The sequence below is a fragment of the Amycolatopsis sp. WAC 01375 genome (genome assembly GCF_003947325.1).
Classification (GTDB): Bacteria; Actinomycetota; Actinomycetes; order Mycobacteriales; family Pseudonocardiaceae; genus Amycolatopsis.
The window spans coordinates 57,307-71,066 of sequence record NZ_QHHW01000055.1 but is presented as its reverse complement, the minus strand read 5'-3'; the positions used below and the strand labels follow the sequence as shown (position 1 = coordinate 71,066).

13 protein-coding genes are annotated in these 13,760 nt (G+C 70.4%); 3 read left to right on the top strand and 10 right to left on the bottom strand.

Annotated features, from left to right (window positions below; all coding sequences use genetic code 11):
* Positions 1-54: 54 nt before the first annotated feature.
* A complete protein-coding gene (locus tag DL991_RS37950) occupies positions 55-699 on the top strand; it encodes a carbonic anhydrase (RefSeq protein WP_125789163.1) in 645 nt (214 codons plus the stop codon).
* A gap of 149 nt (positions 700-848) precedes the next feature.
* Here DL991_RS37950 and DL991_RS37945 read toward each other — a convergent pair whose 3' ends face one another.
* Positions 849-1,196 (bottom strand): DUF6223 family protein, encoded by a 348-nt coding sequence (locus tag DL991_RS37945; RefSeq protein WP_125789162.1) that lies wholly within the window; start codon positions 1,194-1,196, stop codon positions 849-851.
* Between the two features lie 193 nt (positions 1,197-1,389).
* Here DL991_RS37945 and DL991_RS37940 point away from each other — a divergent pair, with 193 nt between their 5' ends.
* Together DL991_RS37940 and DL991_RS37935 are read left to right on the top strand one after the other, a co-directional pair.
* Positions 1,390-2,502 (top strand): sensor histidine kinase, encoded by a 1,113-nt coding sequence (locus DL991_RS37940; protein ID WP_125789161.1) that lies wholly within the window; start codon positions 1,390-1,392, stop codon positions 2,500-2,502.
* 34 nt (positions 2,503-2,536) lie between these two features.
* Complete coding sequence (locus DL991_RS37935; RefSeq protein WP_125789160.1) at positions 2,537-3,193, top strand: response regulator transcription factor; 657 nt, start codon at positions 2,537-2,539, stop codon at positions 3,191-3,193.
* A gap of 405 nt (positions 3,194-3,598) precedes the next feature.
* On the opposite strand, the gene DL991_RS37930 is transcribed toward DL991_RS37935, so the two are convergent.
* The 9 genes from DL991_RS37930 to DL991_RS37890 are packed head-to-tail and all read right to left on the bottom strand — an operon-like array spanning position 3,599 to position 13,733.
* A complete protein-coding gene (locus DL991_RS37930) occupies positions 3,599-5,062 on the bottom strand; it encodes a class I adenylate-forming enzyme family protein (protein WP_125789159.1) in 1,464 nt (487 codons plus the stop codon).
* Positions 5,059-6,432 carry a CoA transferase gene (locus DL991_RS37925; RefSeq protein WP_125789158.1) on the bottom strand — a complete coding sequence of 458 codons (1,374 nt, stop codon included), beginning with the start codon at positions 6,430-6,432 and terminating at the stop codon, positions 5,059-5,061. The genes DL991_RS37930 and DL991_RS37925 overlap by 4 nt, the downstream gene beginning before the upstream one ends.
* Positions 6,429-7,220: a class I SAM-dependent methyltransferase gene (locus DL991_RS37920; protein WP_125789157.1), complete on the bottom strand. Its 792-nt coding sequence runs from the start codon at positions 7,218-7,220 to the stop codon at positions 6,429-6,431. Before DL991_RS37920 ends, DL991_RS37925 begins: the two co-directional genes overlap by 4 nt.
* On the bottom strand, positions 7,211-8,704 hold the full coding sequence (locus tag DL991_RS37915) for a class I adenylate-forming enzyme family protein (RefSeq protein ID WP_233599240.1): 1,494 nt from the start codon (positions 8,702-8,704) through the stop codon (positions 7,211-7,213). Before DL991_RS37915 ends, DL991_RS37920 begins: the two co-directional genes overlap by 10 nt.
* On the bottom strand, positions 8,701-9,993 hold the full coding sequence (locus DL991_RS37910; RefSeq protein ID WP_125789156.1) for an NAD(P)/FAD-dependent oxidoreductase: 1,293 nt from the start codon (positions 9,991-9,993) through the stop codon (positions 8,701-8,703). The genes DL991_RS37915 and DL991_RS37910 overlap by 4 nt, the downstream gene beginning before the upstream one ends.
* Positions 9,990-10,913, bottom strand: a complete 924-nt coding sequence (locus tag DL991_RS37905) for a UbiA family prenyltransferase (protein ID WP_125789155.1) — start codon at positions 10,911-10,913, stop codon at positions 9,990-9,992. Before DL991_RS37905 ends, DL991_RS37910 begins: the two co-directional genes overlap by 4 nt.
* Positions 10,910-11,551 carry a class I SAM-dependent methyltransferase gene (locus DL991_RS37900; protein ID WP_125789154.1) on the bottom strand — a complete coding sequence of 214 codons (642 nt, stop codon included), beginning with the start codon at positions 11,549-11,551 and terminating at the stop codon, positions 10,910-10,912. Before DL991_RS37900 ends, DL991_RS37905 begins: the two co-directional genes overlap by 4 nt.
* Positions 11,551-12,672, bottom strand: coding sequence for a DegT/DnrJ/EryC1/StrS aminotransferase family protein (locus DL991_RS37895; protein ID WP_125789153.1), 1,122 nt, complete (start codon positions 12,670-12,672; stop codon positions 11,551-11,553). Before DL991_RS37895 ends, DL991_RS37900 begins: the two co-directional genes overlap by 1 nt.
* The gene (locus DL991_RS37890) at positions 12,669-13,733 is read right to left on the bottom strand and encodes a DegT/DnrJ/EryC1/StrS aminotransferase family protein (RefSeq protein ID WP_233599238.1); all 1,065 of its coding nucleotides are present in this window, start codon (positions 13,731-13,733) and stop codon (positions 12,669-12,671) included. Before DL991_RS37890 ends, DL991_RS37895 begins: the two co-directional genes overlap by 4 nt.
* Positions 13,734-13,760: the final 27 nt, after the last annotated feature.

The following is a 13,760-nucleotide window of genomic DNA, read 5'->3' as shown; positions in this document are numbered from 1 at the left end:
TGAGCCGGACCACACGCTCAGCCGGTCTTGGCGACAGCCGGTAATCTCCGTTTCATGAGCGACGCGCCGCCGAGCCCTTCCGAGGCCTTCGACCTGCTGCTCGCCGGTAACCGGCGTTTCATCGCCGGCACCCCGGAGCACCCGAACCAGGACGCCACCCGCCGCGCCGAAACAGCCCCGGGACAGCGTCCGTTCGCTGTCCTCTTCGGCTGTTCCGACTCGCGGCTCGCCGCCGAGATCATCTTCGACCGCGGGCTCGGCGATCTGTTCGTCGTCCGCACCGCCGGGCACGTCGCCGGTTCGGAGGTGCTGGGCAGCATCGAATACGCCGTCAGCATCCTCGACTGTCCCCTGGTCGTCGTGCTCGGCCATGACTCCTGTGGCGCCGTCGCCGCGACTCGCGCGGCGCTGACCGAAGGACTCGGCACCAACGGCTTCGTCCGCGACGTCATCGAACGGGTCACCCCGAGCGTCCTCGCCGCCCGCGCCGCCGGGCTCACCGGCGACGACGAGATCATCGACGAGCACATCCGGCACACCGTCGACCTCCTGGTCGACCGTTCGCGGCTGCTCGCAGACAAGATCGACGCCGGGGAAACCGCTGTCGTCGGACTGTCCTACCACCTGGCCGACGGCAGCGCGCGCGTCGTCACCACCCGTGGTTTGAGCGAGCGACCGGCGGACGCCCAGCCTGTGTGAGGGTCCCGGCGAAGTCGCACAGCTGTTGGTCGGTGTCGCTCTTGATGATTCGGGGTCGTGAGTGGCGATTCGGGTTCTAACCCGAATCGCCACTCACGACCCCACCGTGACAAGCTCGCCTCCGCACCGACCGCCCACTTGACCAGCGGTTATGCGACTTCGCCTTGCCCCTGCCCAGCCTGTTTGAGGGTGAAGACGCCGAGGGCCGCGGCGAGCAGTCCGATCGCCAGTGCGATGAAGCCGCCGACGATTCCGTAGCCGGTGCCGGGGCCACCCTTGGCGGCGACCACCACGAAACCGCCGCCCGCCATACCGAGCAGGCCCGCCGTCAGGGCCACGACGGCTCCGCGCCGGGTGCCGCCGGAACGGAAGCGAGCGAGCCCGCCGGCGATCACTCCGATCACGCCGGCGAGCACGGCCACCAGCGACCAGAGACGGCCGGCGGTCAGGTAGGCGCCGGTGGCTTCGTTCGCGGCCAGTAGTTGGTGGACCGACATGGGGCACTCCTTCGCTCGATGACTGGATGCCTCTCGATCGTGTCCGTCTGCCTGCCTCCGGTCGTCCAGTGGACGCAGACAATCCGGACTGCCGCCGACGCCGTAGGAGCTCCGGAACTACCGCGTGCGCGGTAGTCGGCGGATCGTCCCCGCGGAGGAGTCGCGCGGCCGGACGGCTGGCTAGTGTGCACGCATGAGCAGGGGCCGGATCGGGATCTGGGACTGGGCGATCGCCGCCGGGGTGACGGCGGTTCTGCTGATCACGGCCCTGTCCGGATCCTCCGTGAGTCTCGACCCGCTGGGCTACGTGCTGCTGGCAGCCGGTGGCCTGGCGCTCGCCGCGCACCGCAGGGCTCCGCTCATGGTGCTGGCCGTGACCGGCGTGTGCGCGCTGGGATACCAGGCCTTCGGTTTCACCGTGCCCGTCGTCGCCTATCTGGTCGCCGTCTACGCCGCTGTCCGGGCCGGTCACTGGATCGTCGCCGTGGCCGGGTCGCTGCTCATGGTCGGCGCGTTGCCGCTGGTGATCCTGGTGTCCGGCAACGCCACCGCCGTGAGTGACGCACTCACTCAAAGCCGGGACGCTCTCCAACTGGCCTGGCTGATCGCCGCCGGCGCGGCGGGCGAGGCGCTGCGACAGGCGGAACGCCGGGCCGACGAGGCCGAGCGCACCCGGGAGGAGGCCGCACGGCGCCGGGCCGACGAGGAGCGGCTGCACATCGCGCGGGAACTGCACGATTCCCTCACCCACCAGATCTCCGTCATCAAGGTGCAGGCCGAAGTCGCCGTCCACCTCGCGGCCAAACGGGGTGAGCCGGTGCCGGAATCGTTGCTGGCGATCCGGGAGGCGGGCCGGGAAGCGACCCGGGAACTGCGGGCGACCCTGGAAGCCCTGCGTGACGATGAGACGAATCCTCCGCACGGGCTCGACCGGATCGCCGATCTGGTGGAACGGGCACAGGCGACCGGTCTGGACGCGACGCTCACCGTCGAGGGGCAACGGCACGACCTGCCCGCGGCGGTGGACCGCACCGCGTACCGGATCGTCCAGGAGTCCTTGACGAACATCGCCCGGCACGCCGGGGCCACGACCGCGTCGGTCCGGATCGATCACCGTCCGGGTGCCGTCGCCATCCAGGTCGACGACGACGGCAAGGCCACCCCGGACACCGAGCCGATCCCCGGTGTCGGACTGCTGGGGATGCGTGAACGGGTCACCGCTCTCGGCGGCAGGCTCCACGCCGGACCGCGAACCGCGGGCGGCTTCTCCGTCCAGGCCGAACTCCCCGTGGAGCGGACGTCGTGATCCGCGCCGACGTACTTTTCCCCGAGGAGGCGCAGTGATCACCGTCCTGTTGGTCGACGACCAGCCGCTCCTGCGCAGCGGGTTCCGCGCGCTGCTCGACGTCGAGGACGACATCGAGGTCGTGGCCGAAGCCGCCGACGGCCGCGAAGGCGTGGCACTCGCCAAGGAACACCTTCCCGACATCGCGCTCATCGATATCCAGATGCCCGTCGTCGACGGCATCGAAGCGACCCGGCGCATCGCCGCCGACCCGGCTCTGTCCGGTGTGCACGTCGTCATCCTGACCAACTACGGCCTGGACGAGTACGTCTTCAACGCCCTTCGCGCGGGCGCGGCGGGCTTCCTCGTCAAGGACATCGAGCCCGAGGACTTCCTTCACGCCGTACGCGTCGCCGCGCGCGGCGACGCCCTGCTCGCGCCGTCGATCACCCGCAAGCTGATCGACCGGTACGTCACCCGGCCGCCCCACACCGGCACCGGAAAGGGACTGAAGGAACTGACGAACCGGGAACGCGAAGCCGTCGCCCTGGTCGCGCAAGGCCTGTCCAACGACGAGATCGCCGACCGGATGGTGATCAGCCCGTTGACCGCGAAAACCCACGTCAATCGCGCCATGACCAAACTCCACGCCCGCGACCGCGCGCAACTCGTGGTGCTCGCCTACGAATCCGGCCTGGTCGTACCGGGTTAGGCCGTGTACACCGGAAAGCGCGGATACCGGCCCTGACCGTGCGGTCGCGCGAAGAACTGTCGGGACGGTGAGCGTCCCTGATCCTCCACGCTCGGATCGCTCGACCATCTGACCAGTGCGAGGGTTCCCTGTGTTGACGATGTGGGAATCGGGACGTTGAGTGTCCCGATTCCCACATCGTCGAGCGGGCGTGCCGGTCTCGGAGCTTGATCAAGGCCACGCCATCCGGTCGACACCTCGAGAGGGGAGGATTCCGGACACTGAACGTCCGGATTCCTCCCTCTCACCACCATCGGCTCCACCGAGGCACCAGAACCCGAAACGCCACTCACGAGCTGTGCACGGCAGCTCCTGTCTCGTCGGTTCCGTTGTCGATCTTCGAGTACCCGGGAGCGGGCAGGCGAATCATGACGGGCAGCGGCGGGCCGCGAGGCCGGCGAGCGTGCGATGGCAGACCTTGCCGGTCCGGCCCAGCGGGAGTTCGGGAAAGGTGAGCAGGAGTTCCGGCAGTTTGCGGACGGCGAGGCCTCCGGCGGTGAGGAACGCCGTGAGCTCGGCCAACGTCGGCGAGTGTCCGTCACGGATGGTCACGCAGGCGCAGAGCCGTTCTCCCAGGCCGGTGTCCGGTACCGGGACGCAGGCGACCTCGCTGATCGCGGGATGGTCCCCGATCGCGAGCTCGACCTCGGCCGGGCTGATCGTGTACCCGCCGCGGATCACCACGCGTTTGCGCCTGCCGGTGACGTGGAGCCTGCCCTGGTCGTCGAACCGGCCGTTGTCACCCGTCCGCACCCAGCCCCCGTCGAGCCGGTTCGCGGCGTCCAGTTCCGGCGCGGCGACGTAGCACAACGGTGCCATGGGACCTCGTGCGCAGATCTCGCCGTCGACGAGGCGAATCTCGCAGACGGCGGGATCCGGGACGCCGACACCGTTCTCCGGCTCCGTCGTATGGCAGTTGACGCCATCGGACGAGCCGTAGATGTCGATCATCCGGACGCCGAACCGCCGACGGCAGGCGTCGCGTGTCGAAGGCGGCAGAGTGTCACCGCTCGACACGATGGACACGAGTCCGGACGTGTCCACTGTGTCCAGCGGGTGCTCGGCCATGCGCCGCCACATCGCGGGTACGGCGAACACCTGCGTCGGACGGTGCTCGGTGATCAGCCGGAGCGCCGCTCCCGCCTCGAACCGGCGTGTCAAGACCAGTGTGCCCCCGGCGCGGCACAGCGTCACCGGTACTCCGAACGAGCCGAATCCCGAGGTCAGCGAGACGAGGACCAGGTCTCGAGGCGCCGTGGTGCCGCCATGGACGGCACGGAGATAGTTGGCCCGGCCGCCGGCGAAAGCGTTGTGCGAGTAGGCGACCATCTTCGGTTCCGACTCCGAGCCGGACGACACCAGGATCCTGGCCGGAGCGTCCGGGTGCGGACGGAGGTGAGCCGCGCGGCGCGGATCCGAGGAGCCCTCCACTCGTCCGTTCTCGATGACGAAGCGGACACCCGCGCGGTCGAGGAGGCTGTCCGAGCCGGAGCGCAGCGGCAAGACCACGGCGCCGAGGGCGAGGACGGCCAGTTCGGCGATCACCGCGTCACGTCCGTCGGGTTCCCGCACCGCGACGATGTCCGTCGAACCGCATCCGGCGACCGAAAGCCGGGCCGCCAGTTTCCGCACCGCGGCGTCCAGCGTCGTGTAGTCGAGCGCGCCCTCGTCGTCGATCACCGCCGTACGAAGCGGATGCTCGCGAACCCGGTCACGGAACAACGAGTACAGCTCGCGGTCCGGGCAGTGTCCACATCGGACCCATTCGCGGCGCAGCCGGGCGGGCACGAGGTCACGCAGGATCACCCCGGTCGCCGACAGCCAGGTCATGACCTGAATTCCCACGGCGATCCGACGAGTACGCAGTCGGCGTGGATCAGCGCGCGGGAAAAGCGGGGATCCGCGGCGAGGGCGGCGAGATCGTCGCACACCGGAACGGTCAACGGGCGGTCGCAGGACCGCCGGGCGCCCGCGTTGAGCCTGCCCGCCGCGGACAGGAGCGACGAGTCGACGCGGGTGGCGCCACGGGCCAGTCCCGTCACGATCCCGTGTGCGCAGACGACCCCGCCGAACACGTCGACGATCGTCATCAGCGACGAAGGGACCCCCGCGTGGGCCTGCACGACGAAATCCGTGCCCACCGGGGGTTCCGGGCCCAGTTCGGCACCCCATCCCGACGCGTGGGCGTACAGGATCCCCGGCCGGGCGCGCGCCAGATCGAGGGCGCGCAGCGACCATTGCCCGGCCTTGCCCGGCGCCCAGTTGTGCAGGAACACGTCGGCGCCGACGGCGAGTTCGAGCAGGTGGTTCCCGCCTTCCGGGGTGCTCAGGTCGATCTCGACGACTTCCTTGCCGTCGTTGAGCGCGCGGAACCTTGCCGACGTCCGCCCGGCGATCGGCGGGACCCACCGCAGCGGATCGCCGCCCGGTGGTTCGATCCTCAGCACGGTCGCGCCGAGCAGCCGGAGCAGGTGCCCTGCCAACGGACCCTGGACCCGGCGGCAGGATTCGAGTACGAGCAAACCGGACAACGGAAGTGGCTCCACCGGCGGGACCGGCTGGTACCCGCGGCCCTCGCCGCGCACGACGAACGCGGGTGAGATCTCGATCGGGCGGTCCGCCACTCGCACCAGCGTCATGCCGGACAGGACGGCGGCGTCCTCGATGTCGGCGATCGGCCGGGCGGCAAGAGTTTCCGTCAGCCGCGGCGGCAAGGGGCAGGTCGCGGTGGCGAAGCGCTGCATGAACGGCAGCCAGCTACGGGAAGTCGTTCGCTCGTCGACCCCGAGCCCCGGCCAGAACCGCTGCCACACCGCCGGATCGAGGGTCTCGATCTCGAAGAAGACCCCATCGGCCGAACGGAAGGGCGGCCCGCCGGGAATCAGCGGCTCCTGGTGATCGTCGTCGGTCGTCGCCGCCGCGAGATACTGCGAGATCGCCAGCAAAGCCGCCTGCGCCAGTGAAGTGGACACGCCGCGCAGCGGGATGCCCCGGCCGTGGGCGAGCTTCAGCGCGACGGCGCCCAGTTCGGCGAGTTCGGCCGCGAGGATGGACGCGTAGTCGAGCCCCAGCCGGGCCGGCCCGCCGGACCTCCGGCCGTGTACGTGCATGATCCCGCAGGCGGCTTGCACGTCGAGCTCACCGGCCAGCGGCAGGTCGACGGGGCCCGCCACGGTCACCGTGTCGAGTGCGGTGCTCATCCGGCGCGCCTGCCGTGCACGGAGTACACGACGCACGACGACGCGCGGAACCCCGGATCCGCCATGACCGCGCGCACCTCGGCGAGCTCGTCGTCGGTCAGGCCGGCGGCGATCAGCTTGTCCCGCAGGTGATGGGTGTGGTGGATGAGCAACCTCAGTCCGGGTGAGCCCGCCCGCCACGGGAAGAGCACGGGCACCGGATCGACGTCGACCAGGCCCGCGGCGGCCATCGACGCGGCGGCACGGCGGCCCCACGTGCCGTCCCCGCCCGCCATGGTGAACGTCTTCTCCTTGGCCGCCAGGAACTTCTCGTAGAGTTCCGCCGATCGCGCGTCGGGGGCGAGCAGCACCGGGCCGTAGGAGATGTCGAACTCGTCGATCTGCATCCAGCCGCCCGGTTCGAGGGCACGCGCCAGCTTGCGGAGCACGGCCTCCCGCTCGGGCAGATGCTGCAACACCAGCCTGGCGTGGATGAGGTCGAATTCGCGACGGGGCAACGGATCCCGGACGATGTCGTGCCGAAGCACGGTCAATCCCTGCCCGGAGGCGAGGTGCCCGGTCTTGATGTCGGTCGCCAGCACCGACCCGGTCGGCGCCACCCTGGCGGCGAGCCACTGTGCGACGCCGCTGCCACCCGCGCCGACCTCCAGACAGGACCAGCCGTCTCCGACGCCGGTCTCCGCGAGCCGTGCGAACGTGACCGGGTCGTACGCCTCGGAAAGACAGCGATGCTGTTCGATGGCATGTCCATTGTCGTTGTCGAACACGTAAGCCGTTCTCACGTCCACCTTCCCGATCCATGCGTTTCGGCCGTCCCGGTCAGCCGCGCCAGCAGTTCCAGTCGCCGCACTTTCCCGGTTCCTGTTCTCGGGACCTCGTCCCACGGGAGCACCACCGGCTCCCCCAGCGGCGGCAGGTCGAGTACCGCGGCCCGCCAGCGCGCCGGATCGAGGCCGGTGTCGGTCACGACGACCGGGATCGGCGCCTGTCCCGCCGCGGAAAGCAGCACGCATTCGGCGATGGCCGGGAGGCGGTCCTCGATCTGGTCCTCCACGGCGAGACAGCTCATCCCGGGAACGCTGTCGACCTCACGATCCAGCAGGGTCACCGCGCCGGTCCGGCTCACCACGCCGAGGTCTCCGGTGTTCCACCACGGGCCGTGGGCCTTGGCCGCCCACCGGTCCTGTTCACCCACGTACGCCACGCATCGGGCGCGAGTGCGGGCGAGCACCAGCCCGGCGGTGCCCCGCGGCACCGGTTCGGCGGTCTCCGGGTCGACGACCCGGAGCCGGGCGAGGCCCGGCATCGGCCTGCCGAGATCGCGGGTCGTATGCGCGGAACGTCTGGTGAAGAACCGGAACGAGAGCGGTCCCGTCTCCGATTGACCCCAGCCCTGCATCCACAGTGGACGCTTTCGACGAGTCGCGTGGAGCATCGTCCTGATCACCGGAGGATGCACGGCGTCGTAGGTGCTGACGAACCTCCGCACCCGGCGGAACGGGTTCTCCGGTGTGCCCGCGAGCGGCCGCCAGCGCACGTACGCCGACGGGAGTGCCTCGATGACGGTCGGCCGACGACGGCCGAACACCCTTGCCGCCGAAGAGGAATCGCTCAGGATCACGATCTCCCGTGGCGCGAGGCACAGCGCCGACGCCGTCCAGCAGAAGGTGCGGCCGTGCGCGTACGCGCTGGCGTTGCCCAGCACGTCGTCACGCCGGAGACCGAGGACGGGCCAGCGGACCGACTCCGGCCGCGCCAGCCGGTCGATGATCGTCCGCGTCGTGTGGACGACCAGTTTCGGTGTTCCGGTCGTCCCCGAGGTGTGGCAGATGAGCAGCGGTTCGTCGTCGTGCCTTCGGTGCGGCGCGGGCGGCGACGCGGCGGCGAACTCCTCGATCCGCAGGACCCGGTCCGCGCCGGGCGCCGGGCGATCGGTGACGAGCACCGCGGGGCCGAGGCGTTTCAGCAGGAGTTCCACCGTGTCGTCCGGCAGCAGGCCGGACAGCTTCGCCGGGACCGCCCCGATCCGCACCGCGGCGCAGGCGAGCAGGTCGTAGTCCCAGTGGTTGCGCTTGACGATGGCCACCCGGTCCCCCGGCCCCACACCGGCTTCGGAAAGCCACCCCGCGGCGTCCCGCACCAGCCCGGCGAGGTCGGCGACCGTGTAGTCGGTGCCGTGCATCGGCGCGATGTCGAACGGCCGGTCGAGGTGGACCCTCGTCCGGGTGTGCGCGCACTCGTCGAACAGCGTGCCCATGTCGTGCGGTTTCATCGGGCCCTTTCCTCCGCCGGGCGAGTGGCGAGCCGTCGAGCGGCCCGGATACCGGAGCGGACGGCCGCCTCGCTGCACGGGCTCAGGAACACCCAGTCACCCGCGTAGTCGACGACGCCACGGCCGAGACCCGCCTCGAACGAGGCTCGCAGGGCGAGCGCCCGAGGCGTCGCTTCGGGCGCCGCGTGCCGCACCCGCCGGACGATCGAGCGGTGGGTCGCCGCATTCAGGCCGGGAACGAGAGGCTCGGCGGCACCGGCCAACCGGCTCGCCACGTCCTCGTCGGAGGCGTCGAGCAGATCCGGCACCACGGCCGGATGGGCCATGAGCGTGACCAGTCCACGGCCTTCCGGCGCGCGACCGGGGTGTTTCAGATGGTCGAAGATGACCGTGGACACCGTGCCGTTCTCCGCGGTCGGCACGACCAAGGCGTAGTCGGGACCACCGAGCGGACGATCGAGCAGCAGATGCGCCTTGACGACCGGGGTGAACGAGCAGGCGTCGAGGAAGTCCGAGCCGTGCCGCGGGCGAAGCCGCGCGGCCACCGGGGCGGGCACGGCCAGCACGACCGCGCGCGCCGTGATCTCGCGCGTGCCGCTGAGGATCCGCGCCGGGGAACCGTCATCGACGACCTGATCGACACGGAACCCCGTGCTGACGTCGGTTTTCGCGGCGAGAGCGCGGGCGAGGGTGTCCATGCCGTCGCGGTACGCCCGCCAGGTCGGCGGCGGGCCCACCGCGGTCAGCAGGGCGAGCAAGGGCGCGGCCGCCGAACGCGCCGGATCCCAGCCGAAGAAGCCGGAGACCACCGGCTGCAGCAGGTAGTCCAGCAGGTCCGGATGATGCGGCGCGGCGAACTCCGCGACCGTGGCCTCGCCCAGCCGGGACGCCTCCGGACGTTCGGTGTCGAAGCTCCCCCGGATCACACGCGCCGCGTCCAGCCGCGCCCGGAGGGACAGCCCCGCTCCGGTGAGCAGTCCTCGCGGCTGCGCGACGCCGGACCGTGCCCGGCCCCGCCACATCGCGATGCCACGGCCGATCCGGGGCGCCGCGGCGTCGTCGACGCCCAGTTCCGCCAGCAGCCGCCAGGTCGCCTCGTAACCCCGCTCGGCCATCTGCTCGGCACAGGTGTCGATCAGGTAGCCGTCCTCGCGCAGCGTCGTCATCCGGCCGCCGACCACGTCGGCCGCTTCGAAGACCCGCGCTTCCCGCCCCGACCGGCCGAGCCGGTACGCGGTGGTGAGTCCGGCGACGCCCGCGCCGACCACCGCCACGTCGACGTCGGTCACGTGATCACCACCAGGTTCACCACGACCAGCGTCAGCACGGTGAGCCGGTGGATCCGGATGCCGAGCATTCGCGCCCGCAGGATGTCGTCCCGCGCGAACCCGAGCCACACCTGCCGGATCCGCGCCACGATCGTGGGCGACAGCGCGAACGGGAACCACCACGGGCCGCCGAGCGCGGGTACGGCGAGGATCAGCGCGAACTCGGCCGCCGAAACGGCGATCACGAAGAACATGTTGCCCCGCGGGGAGGTCAGGGCCGCGACCGTCGGCCTGCCGACCCGCCGGTCGCCGTCGACGTCGTTGGTGTTGGAGTAGACGCCGAACAGCAGCGGCCCCAGCCCGAACAGCAACGCCTGGGCGAGGGTGAATCCGGTGAACTCACCGGAGGCGAGACCGTACGGCGCCAGCACCAGCGCCCAGCCGAGCGCCGCGATGAAGAACTCCTGGAAGCCGTGGTAGCTGAGCTTTACGCCCCAGGAGTACTGCAACGAGAAGACGTAAGTGACGACAACGAGCACGACGGTCCACACAGGACGGTGGGGAGCGATCGCGATGGCCGCGAGCCACAGTGCCGCACCGACGACGCCGGTCGCCCACGCGAACCGCAACACCTGGTCCTCGTTCAGCGTTCCCGCTACCAGTGGCTTGCGGTACCGCTTGCGCCGGAGGTCGTCGGGCGAGTAGTTCGTGATGTCGCTGCCGTCGCGGTAACCGGTGAGGTCGTCCAGCGCGACCATCGCCGCGATCACGAACACCTCGCCGAGCAGGAACACCCCGACCGACGCCAGGACACTCGCGTCGAACCTCGACGCCGGCGCGAGCAGCGTCCACACCACGGCCACACCGAGGTAGTAGTCGACGATGTCGAGCTTCGCGAGCCGGAAGTACGCTTTGCCCCGGGTGACGGCAAGGGTGGTCATCGCGGGTCGTCCAGCGCGATCAGCGCGGCGAACGACCGGTCGCCGCCATAATGCAGCTCACGCCGTTCGAGCAGGTGGGCGCCGGGAAGAAGGGCCAAGTACTCCTCCACGGTCCGCAACCTCGAGAACCTGCCGACCGGGATGTCGGCCTCCTCGTACTCCACCAGGACGAGATGCCGGGCCGCCGCGGCGATCGCCCGGCACGCTTCGGCGATCTCGTCGTCGTCCAGGACGTGCATCAGCACCCACACGCAGACGGCGGCGTCGAATCGCCTGTCCTGCCAGGGAAGCCGCTGGACGGTCGTCCGCACGAAGTCCACAGTGGACAGATGGGCGCAGTTCTCCCTGGCCAGCGCGAGCATGCGCGGAGTCATGTCGATCGCCGTCACCGTGCGGGCCTGCGCCGCGATCGCCGGGGTGAGCCTGCCCATCCCGCACCCGATCTCCAGCGCGGCCCCCACCCCGCCGAGTGAACGCAGCAGGCCGGTGACGAGCCGGATGGTGCGCGCGGTCGTTTCGGCCGCGAGTTCGGCGGGCTGGGAGGCACGCATGACCCGGGCCAGCCCGGGCCGCTCCGCGCGTCTGCGCCACTCGTCGGCGACCTCACTCGGCGCGGGGGTCCGGGTTACCTGCTGCATCACGACTCCTTCGCGAATCGGCACACCGCGTCCGCGATGCGTTCCACCTGCTCGTCGGTCAGATGCGGGTAGATCGGGATGGCCAGCGTGCGCCGCGCGGCCGATTCCGCCGCGGGCCAGGTGTCACCCGGCCGGGTGTAGCGGGCGAAAGCGGGCTGCCGCGGCAACGGCGCCGGGTAGTACACGTGCGAGCCGATCCCTTGCGCCGCCAAGTGATCCCGGAGTTCGTCCCGGCGCTCGCTCAGCAGCGAATAGACGTAGTAACACCGGCCGTCGCGGGCTGGAGGCGGCGCGAGCACGCCGCAACCGGCCAGTTCGGCGAAGCGTCCGGTGTAGTACTCGCCGATCCGCGCCCGGCGTTCGAGCCGCTGGGACAGGGTCGGGAACCGGTACAGCTGGAACGCCGCCATGATCTCGTCGAACCGGCTGTTGTACCCGACACGGTGATACCGGAACCGGGTCTTGCCGTCCTGGCCGTGGTTGCGCAGCATCCGCACCACCGAACCGAGCTCACGGTCGTCTGTGACGACCATTCCACCCTCGCCCGGCATGCCGAACGTCTTGACCTGCACGAACGAGTACACCCCCGCGTCGCCCCACCGCCCGGCCGGAGTGCCCGCGAGCGTCCCTCCCTGCGCGACGGCGGAATCCTCCAGCAGCCGCACGCCCGCGTCGGTGGCGATCCGGCGCAACGCGGGCATGTCCGCCATGACCGAGAACATGTGCGCCGGCATGATCACCTTGGTGCGCGGGGTGATCAGGTGGGCGACCTCGGCGGGGTCGACGACCATGGTCCACGGGTCGATGTCGGCGAACACCGGCGTCGCGCCGAGCAGCGCGGGCGCGGCCGCGAGCGGTGCGCAACCGAAGGCGGGCACGATCACCTCGTCCCCGGCGCCGACGTCCATCGCGCGCAGCACCAGCATCAGCGCGGAGGTTCCACTTCCGCAGGCAATCGCGTCCGCGGCACCGACCGAATCACGGATGACCTGCTCGAATCGGGCCGTATGCACTCCGAGAATGAATTTCTGTTCCGGCGCGAGACCGACCATCCTGACGATGTCCAGAAGTTCTTCGCGGTCGTCGTCGAAGAGATCCGTCGGGAAGAACGGCAGCGTCATCCGCGCCGCCCCTGAAAGAAATCGCGGATCGAGTAGCAGACCCGCTCGCAATCGACGGTCGGCATATCCGGATACAGCGGTAACGCGAGAGTGTGACGGCAGGCATTCTCGGCGTTCGGGAATTCACCCTTCCGGTAACCCAGTCCGGCGAAGCAGGGTTGCAGATGAAGCGGTGTCGGGTAGTACACCTCGGTCTGCACGCCTTTCGCCGCCAGATGCGCCGCCAGGTCGTCCCGCGAGTCCACCTCGACCACGTACACGTAGAACACGCTGTCCGGCCGCGCCACCGGCAGCTTGCGCACCCCGGCGACGTCCGAGAGCGCCTCGGTGTACCGGGAAGCCAGTTCCGCGCGCCGGGTGATGTCGTCGTCGAGCCCGGTGAGCTTCGAGAGGAGGACGGCAGCCTGGATGTCGTCCATCTTGCTGTTCACGCCGGGCAGCCCGGTCGCCGTCGAGATCGCGGGGAAGTCGGCGATCGTGGCACCGAACCGGCCGTGGTGGCGGAGCGCGTCGACGGTCCCCGCGATCCGCGGGTCGTCGGTGAGGACCGCGCCCGCGTCACCGAGCGCGCCCAGCGTCTTCGTCGGGAAGAAGGACAGCACACCACCGGCGCCGAACAGGCCCGCGTGGGCGCCGCGGTGCCGCATGCCGATGGCCTCCGCGCTGTCCTCGACCACCGTGAGCCCGAGGCGGCGCGCGACGTCGAGGACCCCGTCGATGTCCGCGAGCTGCGAGAACAGATGCGTCGGCATGACGAACCGGGTGCGCTCCCCCGCGGCGTCGGCCACCGCGGCCGGGTCGATCCCGTAGCCGTCCGGCTCGATGTCGGCGAAGACCGAGGTGCCGCCCGCGAGCACGACCGAGGTCGCCGTCGCGCCGAACGAGAAGGCCGGGACGACCACTTCCTCACCGGACTCCAGACCCGCCGCCCGTAGCAGGAGGACGAGCGCGTCCGTTCCGCTGTTCACCCCGATGACGAACTTCGCGCCCGTGTACGCCACCAACGCGGCTTCGAGCTCGGCCACCTTGCGGCCGTGCGAATACTTGCCATTCTCGATCACATCGAGAATATGTCGCCTGGTACTGGT